General features: G+C 73.5%; 14 protein-coding genes. 8 read left to right on the top strand and 6 right to left on the bottom strand.

The window, feature by feature from the left end:
• Positions 1 to 7 precede the first annotated feature (7 nt).
• On the top strand, positions 8 to 2,893 hold the full coding sequence (locus RAN62_RS35800) for a fibronectin type III domain-containing protein (RefSeq protein WP_305789293.1): 2,886 nt from the start codon (positions 8 to 10) through the stop codon (positions 2,891 to 2,893).
• On the opposite strand, the gene RAN62_RS35795 is transcribed toward RAN62_RS35800, so the two are convergent.
• Entirely contained in the window at positions 2,887 to 3,615 is a 729-nt protein-coding gene (locus RAN62_RS35795; RefSeq protein ID WP_305789292.1) for an adenosylcobinamide-GDP ribazoletransferase, read from the bottom strand. The two genes, RAN62_RS35800 and RAN62_RS35795, sit on opposite strands and share 7 nt — an antisense overlap.
• Positions 3,608 to 5,422, bottom strand: a complete 1,815-nt coding sequence (locus tag RAN62_RS35790) for a bifunctional adenosylcobinamide kinase/adenosylcobinamide-phosphate guanylyltransferase (protein WP_305789291.1) — start codon at positions 5,420 to 5,422, stop codon at positions 3,608 to 3,610. The genes RAN62_RS35795 and RAN62_RS35790 overlap by 8 nt, the downstream gene beginning before the upstream one ends.
• Before the next feature lie 123 nt (positions 5,423 to 5,545).
• On the opposite strand from RAN62_RS35790, the gene RAN62_RS35785 reads away from it, so the two are divergent.
• Entirely contained in the window at positions 5,546 to 5,743 is a 198-nt protein-coding gene (locus RAN62_RS35785) for a hypothetical protein (protein WP_305789290.1), read from the top strand.
• The gene (locus tag RAN62_RS35780; RefSeq protein WP_305789289.1) at positions 5,740 to 6,558 is read left to right on the top strand and encodes a site-2 protease family protein; all 819 of its coding nucleotides are present in this window, start codon (positions 5,740 to 5,742) and stop codon (positions 6,556 to 6,558) included. The genes RAN62_RS35785 and RAN62_RS35780 overlap by 4 nt, the downstream gene beginning before the upstream one ends.
• A 40-nt stretch (positions 6,559 to 6,598) precedes the next feature.
• Here RAN62_RS35780 and RAN62_RS35775 read toward each other — a convergent pair whose 3' ends face one another.
• Together RAN62_RS35775 and RAN62_RS35770 are read right to left on the bottom strand one after the other, a co-directional pair.
• Positions 6,599 to 7,588 carry an aldo/keto reductase family protein gene (locus tag RAN62_RS35775; RefSeq protein ID WP_305789288.1) on the bottom strand — a complete coding sequence of 330 codons (990 nt, stop codon included), beginning with the start codon at positions 7,586 to 7,588 and terminating at the stop codon, positions 6,599 to 6,601.
• A 91-nt stretch (positions 7,589 to 7,679) separates the two neighbouring features.
• Positions 7,680 to 12,830 carry a WG repeat-containing protein gene (locus RAN62_RS35770; protein ID WP_305789287.1) on the bottom strand — a complete coding sequence of 1,717 codons (5,151 nt, stop codon included), beginning with the start codon at positions 12,828 to 12,830 and terminating at the stop codon, positions 7,680 to 7,682.
• A 245-nt stretch (positions 12,831 to 13,075) separates the two neighbouring features.
• Between RAN62_RS35770 and RAN62_RS35765 the strand changes: the two genes are divergently transcribed.
• The 3 genes from RAN62_RS35765 to RAN62_RS35755 are packed head-to-tail and all read left to right on the top strand — an operon-like array spanning position 13,076 to position 15,629.
• Positions 13,076 to 13,831: an ABC transporter permease gene (locus RAN62_RS35765; protein WP_305789286.1), complete on the top strand. Its 756-nt coding sequence runs from the start codon at positions 13,076 to 13,078 to the stop codon at positions 13,829 to 13,831.
• On the top strand, positions 13,824 to 14,624 hold the full coding sequence (locus RAN62_RS35760; RefSeq protein WP_305789285.1) for an ABC transporter permease: 801 nt from the start codon (positions 13,824 to 13,826) through the stop codon (positions 14,622 to 14,624). Before RAN62_RS35765 ends, RAN62_RS35760 begins: the two co-directional genes overlap by 8 nt.
• Positions 14,625 to 14,651: 27 nt before the next feature.
• Positions 14,652 to 15,629, top strand: coding sequence for an ABC transporter ATP-binding protein (locus tag RAN62_RS35755; protein WP_305789456.1), 978 nt, complete (start codon positions 14,652 to 14,654; stop codon positions 15,627 to 15,629).
• Here the strand turns inward: RAN62_RS35755 and RAN62_RS35750 are convergent.
• Complete coding sequence (locus RAN62_RS35750; RefSeq protein WP_305789284.1) at positions 15,575 to 16,132, bottom strand: helix-turn-helix domain-containing protein; 558 nt, start codon at positions 16,130 to 16,132, stop codon at positions 15,575 to 15,577. The genes RAN62_RS35755 and RAN62_RS35750 overlap by 55 nt on opposite strands.
• Positions 16,133 to 16,198: 66 nt before the next feature.
• Between RAN62_RS35750 and RAN62_RS35745 the strand changes: the two genes are divergently transcribed.
• Both RAN62_RS35745 and RAN62_RS35740 read left to right on the top strand, forming a co-directional pair.
• Complete coding sequence (locus RAN62_RS35745) at positions 16,199 to 16,900, top strand: AzlC family ABC transporter permease (protein WP_305789283.1); 702 nt, start codon at positions 16,199 to 16,201, stop codon at positions 16,898 to 16,900.
• Between the two features lie 2 nt (positions 16,901 to 16,902).
• Positions 16,903 to 17,208 carry an AzlD domain-containing protein gene (locus tag RAN62_RS35740; protein ID WP_305789455.1) on the top strand — a complete coding sequence of 102 codons (306 nt, stop codon included), beginning with the start codon at positions 16,903 to 16,905 and terminating at the stop codon, positions 17,206 to 17,208.
• Positions 17,209 to 17,447: 239 nt separating this feature from the next.
• Here the strand turns inward: RAN62_RS35740 and RAN62_RS35735 are convergent, their stop codons facing one another.
• Positions 17,448 to 18,080, bottom strand: a complete 633-nt coding sequence (locus tag RAN62_RS35735; RefSeq protein WP_305789282.1) for a DUF3043 domain-containing protein — start codon at positions 18,078 to 18,080, stop codon at positions 17,448 to 17,450.
• Between the last annotated feature and the right edge of the window lie 424 nt (positions 18,081 to 18,504).

The following is an 18,504-nucleotide window of genomic DNA, read 5'->3' as shown; positions in this document are numbered from 1 at the left end:
TGCGGGCATGTCTGTCCGCCGCCTCACCTTTGCCGCCCTCGCCGCCGCTCTGATCGGCGCCGCCCTGCCCGCCCCGGCGCTCGCCGACATCGAACCGCGCACGTTCACCCTGCGCGTGGTGGCCGGCACCGGCGTCGCGGGCGCGGTGGTGCCCGGCCCGGCCCGGCAGTCGCCGCTCGACCGTCCGCGGGGCGTGGCGGTCGCCCCGGACGGCACCGTCTATGTGACCGGCGCCGACTGCCGGGTCGACAAGATCACGGCCGCCGGGGTGATCAGCGTTGTCGCCGGGACGACCTGCGGCGCCGGGCTGCCCGCGCCGGGGCCGGCGGCGAGTGCCGTGCTCGGTGATTTGAGCGGCGTCGCGTGGTCCGGCGGCAACCTGTACGTGGCGGACCACCAGAACGCCGCGATCTACCGGATCGACGCGGCCGGGCAGCTGACGGTCCTCGCGGGCACGGGCGTCGGGGGTCTCATGACCAACGGGCCGGCCGCCGCGAGCAAGCTGGCCTCGCCGCGGCAGCTGACCGTGGCGAACGGCACCCTCTACGTCGGCGACGAGGGCAACCACCAGGTCGGCGCGATCGACCTGGGCACCGGGCAGCTGACGATCGTCGCCGGGACCGGCAACTACGGCGACACCGTGGCCGGGCAGAACCCCCTCACCACCCCGATCCGCCGGCCGACGGGCGTCGCCGTCGACGCCGCCGGGACCGTCTACTTCTCGGACGTGGAGAAGGGCTCGATCTTCCGGATCGTCGGCGGCCTCACGCAGCTGGTCAAGTCGTCGGTCTCCGCCGAGGCGATCGCCTTCGACACCGACGGCAGCCTCTACACCGCGAACGGCTACGGCTCGGTCCAGTGGGTCGGCGTGACCCCGGCCTCCCTCGGTCAGGCGCCGGTGGTGGCGGGCGACTACGTCAGCGGGCCGGTGACCGAGGGGCCCGCGCTGAGCTCGCACACCCCGGGCGCGGTCGCCCTGGCGTTCGGGCCCGGCCGGACCCTCCATGTGGTGGTGAGCGGCACGAACCAGATCGTCGCGCTGGGCACGCAGTCGGCGCCCGGTGAGCCCGCGCCGCCCACGGCCACGGCCGGTGTGGGCAAGGCCACGATCACCTGGTCCGCGCCGGGCGACGGGGGGTCACCGATCACGTCGTACACGGTCCAGGCCTACGCGGGCAATGTGGCGGTCCCGGGCGCGACCTGCTCGGGCACCGCGCTGACCTGCGAGATCGCGGGGCTGACCCCGGGCACGGCCTACACGTTCCGGGTGTCCGCGACCAACGCGATCGGCACCGGCAACCAGTCGGACCCGTCGGCGCCGGTCACGCCCTCGGCGCCGGTGGTCTACACGCCGCCTGGTGCCCCGGCGGCTCCCACGGCGACGGCGGGCACCTCGTCGATCAATGTGTCGTGGCCGGCCGCTTCCGGGAACGTCGCCGGCTACACGGCCTACGCCACGCCGGGCGGCAACTCGTGCTCGACCTCCGCCCTGACCTGTGTGATCGGCGCAGTCGCGGGCACCAGGTACACCGTCACCGTGGTCGCGCGCGGTCCGGGCGGCTCGTCCGCCCCGTCGCCGGCCTCGAACGCTGTGACGCCGGTCGCCCCAGTGGCGCCGCCGGCCGTGCCCGCCGATGTGCCCGCCACGCTGACCACCGACAAGGGGCCGGTCGCGCTCACCGCGCCGGAGCAGACGATCACCGTCATCGGCACGGGCTTCGCGCCGCACTCGACCGCCCGCGTGACGATCTATTCCGATCCGATCGTGCTGGGTACGGTCACCACCGACGCGCAGGGCGCCTTCGCGCTGCCGGTGACGGTGCCGGCGACGCTGGACGCGGGCGCGCACACGTTCCTCGCGCTGGGCGTGGACCCGCAGGGCACGACGCGCCGGATGGCGCTGCCGGTCACCGTCGCGCCGACCACGACCGGCAGCTCCGGCAGCGGGGAGACGAGCCAGCAGGCCACGGTGCCGGTGCCGGCGGGCGGTGCGGTCACGCTGCTCGACGCTTCCGGTTCCCCCGTGAGTACGGTCACCGTGGCGCAAGGCACGTACGCCCTGGACGCCACGACGGGCACGATCACGTTCGTCCCCCGGGCGGGCTTCACCGGCCGGGCGACCGCCGTCACCTACCGGCTCACCGACGCGGTCGGTTCCGTGGTCACCGGCCGCTACACCGCCGTCGTCACGGCCGCCGGGAACGAGCCCGAGGGGCCTCAGCCGTCCACCGGCTCGGCGCGCGTGATCGTCGGCCAGCGGGTCGTGACCAATGGTCGCCCGAGTCGCGCCACGATGACGGCCACTGCCACGTTCAGCAGCGCGGTCCGGGGGCGGAACACCGTGCTGTTGTGGAGCACGGTGTCCGGGCGACGGCTCACGCTCGGGCGCGGGGCTGTCGTGACGACCACGGCTTCCCGGCGGGTGGTGGTGCCGGTGACGCTGAACGCGGCGGGGCGGGCGCTGGCCGCGCGACCGGGCGGGTATCCGGTCGCGGTGGCGATCACCACGGTGCCTTCGAGCGGGCGGACTTTGCGCGCTTCCAGTCGTACGCACCTGGTGCTCAGCTCCTTCACGCTGCCGCGCGCGGTCTCCTTCGCCTCGGGCTCGACGGCTATCGGCACGGCCCAGGCGCGGTACCTCGCCGGGGTGCGCCGGCAGCTGGCCGGGGTGCGGACTGTCACGTGCACCGGCTACACCGACGACCGCGGGTCCCGGGCCGCCGGGCTCGTGCTGGGACGGAAGCGGGCGCGGGCGGTGTGCTCGTCGGTCTCGGCGGGGCTCGGGGTGCGTACCGTGGTGGTCAGCAAGGGGCAGGCCAACCCGGCGGCTAGCAACAAGACCGCGGCCGGGATGGCTCGGAACCGGCGGGCCGACATCACGCTGACCTACTGAGCGGCTAGCGCCAACGCCACCAGCATGAGGGTGGTGGCGAGTTCGACGCCCGCGCCGATGAGGTCGCCGGTCATGCCGCCGAAGCGGGCCACGGCCCGGCGGAGCTGGACGACGATCGCCAGGGCGGTCAGGGCGACGAAGAGTGGGCCGAGCCAGGGGAAGGCCGGCACCGCGGGCACGGCGACGGCCATGGTCAGCAGGAGCATCAGGGCTACGCGCCAGGGGGCGACCGTGCCGGCGACCAGTGCGCCGAGGCCGTCGGCGCGGGCGGCCGGGACGCCGCGGCGGCAGATGAGGGTGACGGCGAGGCGGCCGGTGGTCCAGGCGGCGACGATGGCCCAGGGGCCGAGCTGGGCGACGGCTGCCGTCTGGAGCAGCAGCGTGAGGACGATGCCCGCCACCCCGAACGGCCCGATGTCCGACTTTTTCATGATTTCCAGGGCGGCTTCGCCGCGGCGGTAGGAGCCAAGGGCGTCGAGCGTGTCGGCCAGACCGTCCAGGTGCAGGCCGCGGGTGAGCAGAACGCCCAGGGTGACCGTGACGGCCGCGCCGAGCAGGCCGGCGGGCAGCAGCTCGTGCACTCCGGCCAGGACCAGGCCGAGCAGCGCGCCGACCAGGGGAGCGAGGGTCATCGCCCCGGCGGCGACCGTGCGGTCGATGCGGCCGCCGCGCAGGGGCAGGACCGTCAGCGTCGTGAAGGCCAGCCGCAGGGCGTCAGACACTCGCGGGGCCGGGACCGTCCGGCTCGGGCTCCACGAAGCCGGCGTCGTCGTCCAGGCCGCCGTCGCCGGGCTCCGCCAGCAGCGCGGGGTGGACGGGCAGGGCACCCGCGAGGGCGATCGCGGTGCGCAGCAGGGGGAGCGCGGCCAGCGCGTTGGCGCCCTCGCCGAGGTCGAGGCCGAGCTCGAGCACCGGGGTCAGGCCGAGCACGTCGGCGCCCTGCCGGACCAGCGCGAGCTTGCCCGCGTCGGGGAGCAGGGCCCAGTGCCGGCTCTGCGCGCCCAGGTCCCGCGCGATCAGCCCGGCGGCGATGCCCACCGGACCGTCGACCAGCACCGGCAGCTTCACGGCGGCCGCGCCCAGCAGCACGCCGGCCGCCACGGCGAGGTCGGCGCCGCCGAGCTGGGCGAGCAGGTCCTTGGCGCCGCGCGGTTCCTGGCGGATGCGGTGCATCGCGTCGCGGACAGCGGCGCAGCGGCGCATCCACGCCTCGTCGTCGTAGAAGCCGCCGGGCACGAGCACCCGGGGGAGCACCGCCACCGGCTCGGCGCCCGTGGTCGCGGCGAGGACGGCGGTGGCCGCGGCGTCCGTACCCGTGCCGCAGGCGGCGATGACCAGGACCTCGCGCCCGTCCGCGGCGGCCTGCGCGGCCAGGCTCCACCCCTGGCGCAGCGCGGCGTCGACGGCCTCGGCGGTCAGCACCGGGCCGTCCTCCATCGCGCCGCTCTCCGGTACGCGCACCACGGCCAGATCCGCTCCGGCACTCCCCGCGAGCCGGGCCAGCGCGCCCTCCCCGGCCTCCGCCTGCGCGGCCCGGCGCTCGGCCTCCGCGGGGTCGCTGCCGCTCGCCGCACCGCCCGTGTGGTGACCATTGATCAACAGCACCCGGACCGGTCCCCAGGCGCGCGGGGTTGCCGTGCCCTGCGTCGCCGCGGCGAACTCGACGGCTTCGAGCAACGCGCCGACGCCGGTGCCGGGCAGGTCGAGCCGGACCAGGCGGTCGCGGGCGTCGGGGCCGGCGTCGCTGTCCGGCAGCGGCAGGTCCATGCCCGGCTCGATCTCCGGGACGTCGTCGCCGGTCGCCGCGACGGCAACGATGCCGGGGCGTTCCGCGGCCGTCGCCTCCGTGAGCGGCTGGGCCGTCACTGCCGCGCTGACTGCCGCCGGCGGCTCGACCGTGGCGCTTTCCTCGACCTGGACATCCGTCGCGATGCCGGGCTCGTCGCTCTTGCTGTCCTCGGCCTGGACATCGGTCACGATGCCGGGCTCGTCCGGTGACGTCTTGAGCCAGGCGGGGCGGCCGGCGACGACGAGGACCACGCGATCGCAGGCGTCGGCGAGCGCCTGGTTGGCCGTACCGACCGCGTCAGCGAAAGCGCGACCGAGCGGCGTCTGCGGGACCAGCGACAGCCCGACCTCGGGGCTGACCAGCACGACCCGGCCGGCGCAGGTGCGGACGGCGTCGGCCAGCGCGGTGACCGTCGCCACGTCGTCGTTGGGCTGGTTCGCGGGGTCGAGCAGGGCGGCCACCCAGCCGCCCAGGTCGTCGATCAGCAGCGTGTCGTCCGGCTTGGCCTCCGTGAGCAGGGCCGTCAGCCGGGCCGGGTCGGCGCCGGTCTCCTCGGTGCTCCACGCCTGCGGGCGGCGGCGCTGGTGGGCCTCGATGCGGGCCAGCCACTCGGGGTCGTCCTGGCCGCCGGCCGCCGTCGCGACATAGCGGACCGCGGGCGCGTCGGCGACCAGGGCCTCGGCGAACGCGGACTTCCCCGACCGGATCCCGCCGAGCACCAGAACCGAATTCCACGACATGACCCGTACCTTAGAGCGGTCATGGTCGTTGCCGTGGCGCACCCCGCCCGCGCGCCCGCACGGGCGCGTCGCGCCGCACACCGTAGGGTGGGACGAAAGCTCATTCGAGGAGGGCGACAGCACATGCCGTGGAGTTGGCGGTACGAGGGCGTCGACGGGCAGCCGGTGGCCGGTCCCCAGGAGTCGTTCAGCAGCCAGGCCGACGCCGAGTCGTGGCTGGGTCAGGTCCACCGGGACCTCACGGCCGCCGGTGTCACCCAGGTCAGCCTCGTCGAGGACGACCGGGTCGACTACAAGATGAGTCTGCTGCCGGGCGAGTGAGCAGCAGCTTCCAGGTGAGCCGCGGGGCGCCCCGGAGCGCCTTCCTGCCGAGCCCGATCTTCGTCGGCATCGTCGCGCTGGTCCTGGTCAGCGGGTGGATGACGTGGACCGGCTTCGGCAACATCCGCGTCGACGTCTTCCTGCTCGTCATCTCCGGGTGGATCCTGTCGCTCTGCCTGCACGAGTACGCGCACGCTGTGATCGCCTACTTCTCCGGCGACCGGGGCGTGGCCGACCGGGGCTACCTGCGCCTCAACCCGCTCAAGTACACGCATCCGGTGCTCAGCATCGTGCTCCCCCTGATCGCGGTGGTGCTCGGCGGCATCGGCCTGCCCGGCGGCGCGGTGTGGGTCGATCACGCGCACATCCGCAACAAGGTCAAGGAGTCGCTGATCAGCGCGGCCGGGCCGGGCACCAACGTGCTCTTCGCCCTGCTGCTGGCGATCCCGTTCTGGTTCGGGGCCGCCGACGACGCGCTGGTGATCAGCGGCGGGACGGCGGCGCTCGGCCCGCACGGCGAGTTCTGGCTGGGCCTCGCGGCGCTGGGCTTCCTCCAGGTCACCGCGAGCCTGCTCAACTTCCTGCCGGTGCCCGGGCTCGACGGCGGCAACATGCTGCGGCCCTGGCTCAGCCCGGCCTACCAGCGGGCGTACGACCTCTTCGCGCCGTACGGCTTCCTGCTGCTCTTCGTCCTGCTCTGGCAGTCGCGGATCAACGTCATCTTCTTCGACGTGGTCGACTGGCTGTGCGCGCTGATCGGGATCCCGGGGGATCTCGGGCAGGTCGGGCTGGCGTTCATGCGCTTCTGGAGCTAGTTGGTTGTCAGGGGGTCCCGGCGCGGGACCCCCTGCACGCTCACGGACGCTGGGCCGGGCTCACCGTCTTGGCCGGGTCACGCTCGGCGATGCCGCCCACGACGCCCTCGATGGCCTTCATCAGGTCGTCGTCCAGCTTGACGCCGGCCGCCTTCGCGTTGTCGAAGACCTGCTCCGGGCGCGAGGCGCCGACGATCGCCGCCGAGACGTTCTCGTTCTGCAGCACCCACGCCACGGCGAGCTGGGCCATCGACAGCCCGGCCTGCTCCGCCAGCGGCTTGAGCTGCTGCACGGTCGTGAGCATCTCGTCGCTCATGTAGCGCTGGATGATCTGCGAGTTCGACTCGGCGCGGGAGCCGGCCGGCGGCTGCTTTCCCGGCTCGTACTTGCCGGACAGCACGCCCTGCGCGATCGGCGAGAAGACCACCTGGCCGACGCCCAGCTCGATGCTGGTCGGCACGACCTCGGCCTCGATGACCCGCCAGAGCATCGAGTACTGCGGCTGGTTGGACACGAACGGGATCTTCAGGTCCTGGGCCAGCTCCCAGCCGGCCCGGATCTGGTCGGCGGTCCACTCGGAGACGCCGATGTAGTGCGCCTTGCCGCTGTGCACGACGTCGGCGAACGTCTGCATCGTCTCCTCGAGCGGCGTCTCGTAGTCGTAGCGGTGCGCCTGGTAGACGTCGACGTAGTCGGTCTGCAGCCGGCGCAGCGAGCCGTTGATCGACTCCTGGATGTGCTTGCGGGACAGGCCACGGTCGTTGCGCCCCGGCCCGGTCGGCCAGAACACCTTCGTGAAGATCTCCAGCCCCTCGCGGCGCTCGCCCTTGAGCGCGCGGCCCAGGACTTCCTCGGCCTTCGTGCCCGCGTACGTGTCCGCGGTGTCGAACGTGGTGATGCCCACCTCGAGGGCGGCGCGCACACAGGCGTGGGCGGCGTCCTCCTCGACCTGCGAGCCGTGGGTGATCCAGTTGCCGTACGCGATCTCGCTGATCATGAGGCCCGACCGGCCCAGGTGACGATATTCCATGGACCGGAGGCTACCCGCCGGTTCCTTCACAAAACGCTGGGCCGGACCGGGCGCGTTTTTACGCGTCCTTCGCGCGTTTCTGTGCGTCCCTCTACAGGACGGGCCGCGTCTCCGCGCGCCGCCGCTCGATCTCCCGCGCCACGTCGGCGGGGTCGGTGTGACCGGTTTCGATCAGCGGCTCGCCCCGGCGGTCCAGGGCCCCCCACCGCCCGTCGGCATCTGCCACGACGAAGGCCACCGGGTGGATGAGCAGCTTCGCATGCACCGGAGGTACGACCACCTGGCCGGCCGCGTCGACCACGCCGACCCCGTCCCCGGCGTCCACGACGGCCAGCCCCTCCTCGGTGAACCCGTCCACCGGGCCCCCGCCGGTCAGCACCGTCGCGAACCCCTGGTAGCGCGGCGCCACCACGATCCGCCCGTGCCGGTCGACGGCGCCCCAGCCGCCGCGGCGTACCGGAGCCACACCCCGCCGGAACGGCCGCACCTCGTCGAACCCGCCCGGCACGAGCACCCGGTTGTGCCAGTCGACCGCGATCCAGCCGCCCTCGTCCTCCCGCGACACCCAGGCCAGCCCGTCCGAGAACGGCCCCACCTGCCGGTACGCCGACGTGTCATCGATCAGCAGCGCGCCCGACTCGTCGATCAGCTCCCACGCGTCCGCGCCGGGCTTCTTCACCCAGGCGACACCCTCGGCGAAAGTCTTCGCCTCCGCGTAGAGGGCCGGCACGACGAGGTCACCGTTGCTGTCCGCGTACCCGTGCAGCCCGGTCTCGTGGTCCGCCGACGGCTGCGGCGGGCGACTCTGCTGCAGAATCTCCTCCGGCGACCGCGGATACGGCCCCCACCCGGTCTCCTGCACGCGCGCCATCACGGCGTCGAGCGCGGCGCCCGTACGGGCAACAAGCTCGGGATCCTCCACCCGGCGCAACTCGAGCGCCCGCTCGAAGTGGTTGCACGCCTCGAGATAACGCCCCTGCTCGTAACACGACCGGCCGGCGTTCACATGCATCTCGGCCCGCAGCCGCGCGGGCAGCTCCACCGAGTTCGCCTCCGCGTAGAGCCGATCCGCCTCCGCGAAGTCACCCCGCCAATGCTGCACCCCGGCGACCCGCGCCTGCACCAGCGCGGTCAACTCCAGCTCCCCGGCCGCCTCCGCGTGCCGCAGCGCCTCCCGCCCGTCCGCGAGCGCCCGCCCGAACTCCCCGAGCAGCCGGCTCGTCACCGCCCGCAGGCTGAGCAGCCGGGCCCGGATCGCATCCCGCTCGGCGTACTCCAGGCGGTCACTCAACCGGTCCCGCAGACCCAGCAGCAGGTCCGGGTCATCGGCCCGCTCCCGCAGCGTGACCGGATCGACCACCCACGCGTACGCCGAGAGCACCTCCTCAGGATCCGCCCGCCGCCGCTCGACCTCGACGACGGGCTCAGGGGCCGGCGCCACCGAGAGAACCGGCAGCTGCACCGAGGGTGCCCGCACCGCCTCTACGGTCCTGGCCTCGGTGCTTGCGGGCGCCTCCCTCACGTCGTCCACCGGCGTCTCCACGGCCTCGTCGCCCGCAGCCGGCGCTTCCGCAGCCGCCTCGCCCGCGTCGTCCTCGGCGCGCCGCTCCTCTGCCTGCCCTTCCTCTGCCTGCCCTTCCTCGGCGTGTGCTGCCTCGGCGGGCTCTTCCTCGGACAGCTCTTCCTCGGTGTGCGCTGTCTCGGTGTGCGCTGTCTCGGTGTGCGGTGTCTCGGTGTGCGGTGTCTCGGCGGACTTCTTCGCGGCGGGCTCTTCCTCGGCGTCCGCTGTCTCGGCGGGCTCTTCCTGGGCGGGCTCGTCCTCGGCCCCCTGCTCGTCTCGCGCCGGCGTCTCCTCTGCGCGCTCCTCCTCCGCCGCGAAGTCACCCTCCGCAACGTCGCCCAGGTCCGAGCCGCCCTCGACCTCCGCAACAGCCTCGACCGGCCCGCGGCCCACCCCGCCATCGTCGGGCGCGTCATCCTCGACCGGCTTGATCGCTTCAACCGCCTCGACGGCCTCGACCGGCCCAACCGCGTCGACCGGCTCGATGACCTCGACCCGCTCGACCGGCGCCGCGCCCTCGACCTGCTGGACCGGCGCCGCGGTTTCAACCTGCTCGACCGGCGCCGCGGCGTCGACCTGCTCAGCCTCGACCGACTCCGCAGCCTCGACCTGCTCAGGCTCGACCTGATCGCCAACCTCGACCGGCTCTTCAACGTCGCCCGGCTCAATTGCGACCGGCTCTTCAACCTCGACCGGCTCCTCGGTCTCGACGACGTCAACGCGCTCGGCGGCCTCAATCGCCTCGACCGCCTCGACCGCCTCGACCGGCTCAACCGCCTCGACCGGCTCCGGGTCCCTGACGCCGTCATCGAGTTCGTCGTCCCCGACCGCCTCGGTCCGCACTCCGTCCGCCGTGACATCGAGACTCCGCTCGTCCGCGGCAACGTCGACAGGCTGCTCCTCCTCCGACGTCGCTGCGCGGGGCTCTTCCTCCGAGACCACTGCGACGGGCTGCTCGTCCGATGGCGCCGCGCCGGCCTGCTCCTCGTCCGATGTCGCTGCGGCGGGCCGTTCCTCCTCCGGCGTCGCTGCGGCGGGTTGCTCGTCCTCCGGCGTCGCCGCGACGAGTTCTTCCTCCGAAGGCGGTGCAACAGGCTCTTCCGGCGCCGAAGTGCCGACCGTGGCCAGCGCGTTCTCCCCGGTCCCGAAGAACCAGTCGACCCGCTTGGGCACATCCGGACTGACCGGCGCAACCGGCAGCACAGCCTCCGGCGCCGGCGAAACGGGCAACGAGTCGGGATCAGCCGTAGCCGCCCCCAGCCCACTCATCTTGAGCAGCCACCCGAGCCCGCGCTCCTCCTCGTCCCCGGCATTCTCCTCCGCAGCGCCGCCGGCGGGCTGACCCGCCTGCGCCGCACTGCCGGCGGGCTGACCCGCCTGCGCCGCACTGCCGGCGGGCTGACCCGCCTGCGCCGCACTGCCGACGGGCTCACCGGCCTCCGCTGCACTGCCGACGGGCTCGACTGCCTTCGCCGCACCAGCCGACGGCTCTTGGCCGGCCGAGGGCATTTCGCTCGGAAGCTCGGTGATCGCCGTGTCCTCCAGCGATCCGGTGCCCGCGTTCCCCACCGGCCCGGCCGTCGTGCTTCGCCGCGGGTCCGCGTCCGTCGCAGTTTCGGGAGAGTCAGCCGTCGAGCTGTCCGGCAGCCTGGCCGCTGTGTCCTCGGGCAGCTCCGTGACGGCGGTGTCCTCGAGCGAAGAACCGTCTCCGCCCACCGGCGCACCGGACGAACCGGCCACCTCGGACACAGCACCATGATGTCCGGTCCCCGCAGCCGGCGAACCCGGATACAAGGGGCCACCAGCCGCAGGCGTCTGCCGCTCGCCGGTTGCCGGGGGAGTGGCCGACACAGGCGCCGAGGCGGGAGAGGCAGGCGACGCGGACGCAGGCGCGATCGGGCTGACCGACGGCGGAGCGGGAGCGGCGGCCGCTGACGTGGGGGCAGGCGCGGAGGAGGTCGGGACTTCCTGGGGCGGCGCGGGCAGGCGGGTCTCGGTCGGCGGCTCGATGTCGCGTGCTCGGGGTGCGCCGACTCCTGCCTGCGGCGCGAACGATGCGGGTGAACCCTCCGGTCGCTGCTGCGCGAACGGCGGTGTGACCGGACCCTGCGGCGCGAACGGCGGTGTGACCGGACCCTGCGGCGCGAACGGCGTGGCGGCCGGGGCCTGCTGCGTGGCCGCCGGGCCTTGGGACGCGAACGGCGTGGCGGCCGGGACCTGCTGCGTGGCCGCCGGGCCTTGGGACGCGAACGGCGTGGCCGCCGGGCCCTGCTGCGTGACCGGCGGTGCTGTCGGCGCCTGCTGGGCGAACGGCTGCGGCGGGCGGCGGAACTCCGGGCCGGCGTGGCGCGGATCCGGGCTCACGGGGCGTGACTCGGGGCCGGCGACACGGGGATCCGGGCCGGCGAGGCGGGGGTCGGGTCCGGCGTGGCGCGGGTCCGGTGCGTTGTGGCGGGTGTCCGGGCCCTGCTGCCAGCCGGGCTGGGCAGGCTGACGGTGGTCCTGCGGCGCGGGCCGGGAGCCCGGCTGGCCGTGGCGGGAGTCGATCGGGCCCTGCCGACCCTGTTGCGGGTCGATCGGGCCCTGCCGACCCTGTTGCGGGTCGGTCGGGCCGGGTCGGAGCGGCCGCGAGTCGATCGGGCCGGGCTGGTGCGGCGGGGACTGGGGTCGCTGCTGGCCCCAGGGCGGCTGCTGGGTCCGGGGCTGGTCCCACTGTCCCTGCGGTTCGTCCCAGCGGGAAGCCTGCGACGACCGCCCGGACTGCTCCCAGGAAGTGGGCTGCGGCTGGTCCCAGGCCGGGGGAGCAGACTGCTCATGAGCAGGCGGACGGCCGTAAGACGGGCGCTGCTGCTCGTAACCCGGGCGCGACTGCGGCGGGCGCGGCTGCTGGTAGGGCGCGGCAGCCCCCGGCCCGGGAATCCCGGACGTGGAGCCACCCGGCGGGTAGGGACCCGGCTGCTGCGAACCGGGCGGATAGGACCCCGGCGGCTGGGAAACCGGCGGATAGGTCCCGGGCTGCTGCGGGCCCGGCGGGTAGGGACCAGGCTGCTGGGGACCGGGCTGCGCTGAGCCCGGTCCACCGGCCTGGCGGTAGGGCGGCTCGGGCAGCCGGTCCGGCAGCGGCACAGGCCGGTTCCACGAGGGCTGCCCACCGCCGGCCGGGCCGCCGAAGCCCTGGCCGCCCCGGCCCGGGCCCTCCCACGAGGGCGGCGGCTGCGGGGGACGGCCGACCGAGGCTCGGCCCGACGCGGGGGACACCGGGCGGGCGCCACGGCCCGGCGCGCCCGAGACAGGGCCGCCGGCGTATCCGGCGCCCGAGACCGGCGGGACGGCGCGGCCCGAGGCGGGCGGGCCGGAGATCGGCATGCCTTCGTAAGGTGCGCCCGAGGTGGGGGCGCCGAAGGAGGCGCCATAGGACGGGGCGCCGGACGTCGGGGCGCCGAAAGACGGTGGGGACGAGGCCTGGGCGATGGTCTTGAAGTCGGCGTCCCAGGCAGCCGCGGCCGACGCGGCGGCCGAGGCGTCGTAGACCGGGTGGTGGACGGCGCGGCGGCGGCCCGGGTCGCCCGGGTAGCGCTGGCCCGGGAGGGGTTCCCATTCCCAGGTGATCTCGTAGACCCAGGCGGGCTCGTCCTCCCAGCCGCCGTACGGATAGCCGCCCTGCGAGCTCCAGCCGTTCATCGGGCACCTGGGCAGGTACCGGACAGGAGGCTACTGAGCGTCACGACGATCCGCCTTGTCGAAATTGCATGGTGGCGTCGCGGAGCGCCGGGTAGTGTCGCCGGGCTCCGCTGCGGGGTGCGTGAAAGGAGATTAACGGCGTGGACCTGCCCGACGCCAGGGTGCCCCTGCTCTCACGAGTCCAACCGTTACGCGAGTGGGTCACTACGTTCGGTGCCCTCTCGTGGTCGGGTTTCCGGCGTTACATGTCCTACCGGCAGGCGACCATAGCCGGATCGTTCACCAATATCGTCTTCGGGTTCCTCCGGTGTTACGTGTTGCTCGCGGTGGCGGCCGGCGCGGCGGGGCAGCAGGCGGCCGGGTACGACGCGCGACAGCTGGTGTCGTACGTCTGGGTGGGTCAGGGTCTTTTCGCCGTGATCCTGCTGTGGGGCTGGACCGAGCTGGCCGAGCGGATCCGCACCGGCGAGGTGACGGCCGACCTGCTCCGGCCGGTCCACCCCGTGACCAGCTATCTCGCCGCTGACCTGGGCCGGGCCCTGCACGCGCTGATCTTCCGCTTCCTGCCGCCCCTCGCGGCGGGTGCGCTTTTCTTCGATCTGTACGTCCCCCAGCGCTGGTTCACCGTCCCCCTCTTCGCCGTCTCGATCGTCCTGGCGACCGTCGCGTCGTTCCTGCTGCGTTTCCTGGTCAACGCCAGTGCCTACTGGCTGCACGACGCGCGCGGACCGATGACGTTCTGGACACTCTCGTCCGGTGTGCTGGTCGGCCTCTACTTCCCGCTCCGTTTTCTCCCCGATTGGCTGACCGTTGTCCTCTACGTGGCGACCCCGTTCCCCGGGCTCATGCAGACGCCGGCGGACGTGCTCGTCGAGCGGGACCCCGTACCGCTGCAGTGGGGTCTCGTGGGGTTGCAGTTGATCTGGGTGTTCCTGCTGCTCGGGCTGGCGCGGCTGGTCCAGCACCGGGCGCAGCGGCGACTGGTGGCACAGGGTGGCTGACACGAACCCGTACGTCGCCCTGGCCCGCGCGCAGTGGCGGTCGGTCTTCTCCTATCGGACCTCCTTCGTGGTCGACCTGGTGAGCAACATCCTCTCGTCGGCGCTCGACGTGCTGACCGTGCTCGTATTGTTCCGCGCCACCCGGACCGTCGGCGGATTCACCCTTCCGGAGGGGCTGTTGGTTGTCAGCCTCTCGTCGCTGTCGTTCGCGCTGGCCGACTTCGTAGTGGGTAACGTCGATCACCTCAAGACCTACGTGCGGAACGGCACCCTGGACGCTGTCCTCGTCCGGCCCCTGCGCGCGCTGCCTCAGCTGCTGCTCATGGACTTGCCGATCCGCAAGGCGCTGCGACTGCTCGTCGGCCTCGGCGCATTGATCGTGGCGCTCAACCTGAACGACATCCCGTGGGACACGTCACGCGTCGTGCTCGTCGTCACCGCTCCCGCTGCCGGCGCCGTGCTTTTCGGGGCGATCTTCGTGATCAGTGCGAGTACCGCGTTCTGGTGGATCGACTCGGGCGAGGTCGGAAGCGCGTTCACGTACGGCGGGCGGGACTTCACGTCGTACCCCGTGCCGGTCTACTCCGGTTGGTTCCGGGCGCTGTTCGCGTACGCGCTGGGCTTCGGTTTTGTGGCCTACCAGCCGGCGGTGACGCTGCTGGGCCGCGCGGACCCGCTCGGTCTGCCCGCCTGGGCGGGCTTCCTGTCGCCGCTGCTCGCGCTGCTCATGACCGGCGTGGCGGCCCTGGTGTGGCGGGCCGGCATCAAGCACTACCGGAGTACGGGATCCTGAGGGGGAAGCGTGACCAGCGTCATCGACATGCGGGGCCTGCGCAAGGACTTCACGGTACGCGTCCGCAAGGGTGCCCTCCGTCGCGAGAAACGCACGGTGGCGGCCGTGGACGGCGTCGACCTGAGCATCGCCCGGGGCGAGATGGTCGGTTACATCGGCCCGAACGGCGCCGGCAAGTCGACCACGCTCAAGATGCTGACCGGCGTCCTGACCCCGTCCGCGGGCGAGGTGTCGGTCTGCGGCCTCACGCCGGTGCCGCAGCGCACCCGCCTCGCCCTGCGGATCGGGGTCGTTTTCGGCCAGCGCTCGCAGCTGTGGTGGGACCTGCCGCTGCGCGAGTCGTTCACGCTGCTGCGGCACATCTACCGCGTTCCGGCCGCTGATCACGCCGCCCGCCTGCGGCGCTGCCGGGATCTGCTCGGCCTGGACGAGTTCCTGGACACCCCGGTTCGCCAGCTGTCCCTGGGGCAGCGGATGCGCGGCGAGCTGACCGCGGCGCTGCTGCACGGCCCCGAAGTGCTGTTTCTCGACGAGCCGACCATCGGGCTGGACGTGGTGAGCAAGCAGGCGGTCCGTGGCTTCCTCGCCGAGCTGGGCGCGGGCGGCGACGTCACGCTGGTCCTCACCACGCATGACCTGGCCGACATCGAGCGCCTCTGCCGCCGCCTGGTGGTGATCGATCACGGTCACGTGGTGCACGACGGGACGATCGAGGACCTGCATTCCCGGTACGGCTCCCGCCGCCGCCTGGTCGCGGACCTCGACGCGCCGTTGCCGTCCGGATTTGCCGTCCCGGGCGCCGACCTGGTGACCACCGCGGCGGACGGGCATCGGGTCACCTTCGACCTGGTCTCCTCGTCGGCCGGGGCGGTCGCCGCCGCGCTCGCCGCCGTGGGCCTGCGCGACCTGTCGCTCCAGGAGCCGGACATCGAGGACGTGGTGGCCCGCCTCTACCGGTACTCCTCGACCAGCACCGCCCACGTCCCCGGGGCCAGCGCCTCGTAGTGGTGCGGCACATCACCCGGGAACGACGCGTAGTCGCCCGGGGCCAGCTCGGCGGTCTCGCCGGCCGGGCCCGTCCGGAGCAGGCCGGCCGCGACGACGATGTGCTCGACCGTGCCCGGGATGTGTGCCTCGGCCTCCCGGGGCGATCCCGGCTCGAGCTCGAGGACATAGAGGTCACGCCGCGCCTGCGGAGCCCCCGTCGCCAGCACCCGGGCCACGAAGTCGGCGCGGTCGGCGTGCAGCCGCGTCTGCTCGGCCGCGCGGATCACCCGCACGGCCGGCGTGGGCGGTTCGACCAGCTTGCTGAAGGGTACGCCCAGAGCCACCCCGAGTGACCACAGCGTCTCGATGCTCGGGTTGCCCGTGGCGTTCTCGAGCTGGGAGAGCGTGGACTTGGCGATGCCCGCGCGCCGGGCCAGCTCGGCGAGCGAGATGCCCGCGCGTTCCCGCTCGCGGCGCAGGGCCGTGGCGATGGTGGCGAGCGGCGGCGCGGACTGATCCATGTTCACTCCGTCGGTCGGGTCGTTCGGTTTGACGAACGGCGGCGGCTCCGTTCATTATTTTGAACCATGCGTACGTCCAAGCGAACACCGCCTCGGGACAGCGCCCTGCTCCGCGACGCGGCCGCCATCGCCGCCGCCATGATCGCGGTCGGCGGCTCGTTCGGGGCGATCGCTGTGGCGTACGGGCTCCCGCTGTGGGTGCCTTTCGCCATGTCGACCCTCGTCTTCGCCGGAGGCGCCCAGTTCCTCGCGGCTGGTCTGCTGGCGGCGGGCAACCCCGTGGCGGCCGTGCTCGCGGGTCTGCTGCTCAACGCCCGGCACCTGCCGTTCGGCATGGCGGTCGCGTCCACGATCGGCCCCCGCTGGCGCGACCGGCTGCTCGGCAGTCACCTGATGACCGACGAGACGGTGGCCTTCACGCTGCGCGAAGAGGACCCCGGCCGGCGCCGCCGCACGTACTGGATGATCGGCCTGACGCTCTTCACCTCGTGGAACATCGGCACCGCGCTGGGCGTCCTCATCGGCACGGCGGCGGGGGATCCGGACGTGCTGGGGCTGGACGCGGCGTTCCCGGCCGGGCTGATCGCGCTGATCCTGCCGTCGCTGCAGGACCGGGCCACGCGGGCGGCGGCGCTGACCGGGGCGGGGCTCGCGGTCGTACTGACGCCGGTGCTGCCCGCGGGGTTGCCGGTGTTGTGCGCGCTGCTCGGGCTGCTGGTGCTGTTCCTGCCGCGCTTCGCCGGCGTCCAAGGTGGGAGTGACTCGTGACACTGCTGGTGGCGATTCTCGTGCTGGGCGCCGGGACTTACACGATGCGGCTGAGCGGCGTGCTGCTGCGCGACCGGCTGGAGCTGTCGGAGCCGGTCCAGCGCCTGCTGCCCATGGCGGCGACCACGCTGCTCGCGGCGCTGGCCACCACGGCGGCGCTCATGGAGAGTGCGGCTTTCGCGGGGCTGGCGCGGCCTCTGGGCGTACTCGTGGGGGCGGTGCTGGCCGCCCGCCGTGCGCCCTTCGTCGTGGTGGTCGTGGCCGCTGCGGCGACCGCCGCCCTGCTCCGCCTGGCCGGAGTCCAGTAGCGGCTGGGGGCGCCGTTCACGCTTGGCTCTGCTCCGCTTGGCCAAAGTCCTGTAGCAGCGGGTTCGCCTCAAGGCCGCGCCGTCCACGCTCGGCCGGTGCGTCGCAGCCTGTGTCGGCGGCGCGCTCGGCTCGGCGGTGCGCGGCTCGGCGCGGCGCTCAGCTCGACTCGTGCGCGGCGCGGCGCGGCGGTCGGTCCGGCGGTGCGTGGCGCTCGGCTCGGCTCGTGCGCGGCGCCGGGTCAGATCTTGGCGCCGAACTCCACCTGCGGCTTGGGCACGCGCATCCGGCGGAACGAGATGCCGCGCATGATCCCGTAGAGGTAGAGCGACCCCATCCGCTCCTTCGAGTCCGGGAAGCGCTCGGTCACGAGCTTCTTGATCCGGCGCGAGATGAGGAAACTGTCGACGATGACGCTGATCGCGAGCAGCGCCCACAGCAGGTTGGCGGCCAGCTGCACCTGGATCGGCATGTTGCCGAGCGAGCCGATGAACACGAGGATCGCGCCGCCGAAGAACCAGGTGCCGGCCGTACGCCGGGAATCGACGATGTCCCGCACCAGCTTGCGCTCGGGGCCGCGGTCGCGGGCGAGCAGGTAACGCTCGTCACCGGCCCGCATGCCGGCCTGGGCCTCGGCCCGCTCGACCCGCTGGCGCTCGCGCATCGACTTGTACGCCTCGCGACGGTTGGCCGGCGCGGCGGCGGTGTCGTGGCGGCGCTGGCTGCTCTGCCGCTTGGGCGTCTGCTGGCCGAGTTCCTCCTTCGAGGGCGTGTAACCCTTGCGCACCGGCTCGGAGGCACGGTCGGGCTCGGTCACCGTGGCGGTGGAGTCGGCGACGAGATCGGCGGACTTGCGGCGAAACAGCGAGGACACCCCCGCAGCGTAGCCAAGTCAGGTCACAAATCCGAAACCGCGCCGCCTCGTGGTGCCCCGGGCCGCCCGCCCCGGAGTCTGTCCTGCCGATCAAGCGGCGCCGAGGCGAGGTCCGCACTCGCATCGCACAAGTCGGCCCGTCGCCCTACTTCTCCCTGACCCGCCCGCCCTTGGGGGCTCCCCCGCTGGACAGTGTGACGGAGAGGCGGGCACTCGTGCGGGCGCCCTGTGGACAACTCCCAGCTGTGGACAACGCCGGCGATCTTCGGCCGGGCGGGTGGACGAAACCCCGGCAACTCGCTGCCTGAGCGCATGGACAACGCTCGCCCCGGAAAACGCGGCGGGGGGGGGGGGGGGGGGGGTGGCCCCCCCGCCCCGCCCGGGGGGGGGGGGGGGGGGGGGGGGGCGCGGGGGGGGCGCCCCC

Source organism: Symbioplanes lichenis, from assembly GCF_030709675.1.
GTDB classification, from domain to species: Bacteria; Actinomycetota; Actinomycetes; order Mycobacteriales; family Micromonosporaceae; genus Actinoplanes; species Actinoplanes lichenis.
Note: the sequence above shows the minus strand (reverse complement) of the source record. Positions and strands in the feature narration are given on the sequence as shown.

What these genes read in the sequence shown, in the direction of transcription:
- RAN62_RS35800 (WP_305789293.1), top strand. Translation starts at nt 8, where the DNA reads ATGTCTGTCCGCCGCCTCACCTTTGCCGCCCTCGCCGCCGCTCTGATC.
- RAN62_RS35750 (WP_305789284.1), bottom strand. Translation starts at nt 16,132, where the DNA reads ATGGATCAGTCCGCGCCGCCGCTCGCCACCATCGCCACGGCCCTGCGC.
- RAN62_RS35765 (WP_305789286.1), top strand. Translation starts at nt 13,076, where the DNA reads ATGTCCTACCGGCAGGCGACCATAGCCGGATCGTTCACCAATATCGTC.
- RAN62_RS35775 (WP_305789288.1), bottom strand. Translation starts at nt 7,588, where the DNA reads ATGGAATATCGTCACCTGGGCCGGTCGGGCCTCATGATCAGCGAGATC.
- RAN62_RS35790 (WP_305789291.1), bottom strand. Translation starts at nt 5,422, where the DNA reads ATGTCGTGGAATTCGGTTCTGGTGCTCGGCGGGATCCGGTCGGGGAAG.
- RAN62_RS35755 (WP_305789456.1), top strand. Translation starts at nt 14,652, where the DNA reads ATGCGGGGCCTGCGCAAGGACTTCACGGTACGCGTCCGCAAGGGTGCC.
- RAN62_RS35745 (WP_305789283.1), top strand. Translation starts at nt 16,199, where the DNA reads ATGCGTACGTCCAAGCGAACACCGCCTCGGGACAGCGCCCTGCTCCGC.
- RAN62_RS35770 (WP_305789287.1), bottom strand. Translation starts at nt 12,830, where the DNA reads ATGAACGGCTGGAGCTCGCAGGGCGGCTATCCGTACGGCGGCTGGGAG.
- RAN62_RS35785 (WP_305789290.1), top strand. Translation starts at nt 5,546, where the DNA reads ATGCCGTGGAGTTGGCGGTACGAGGGCGTCGACGGGCAGCCGGTGGCC.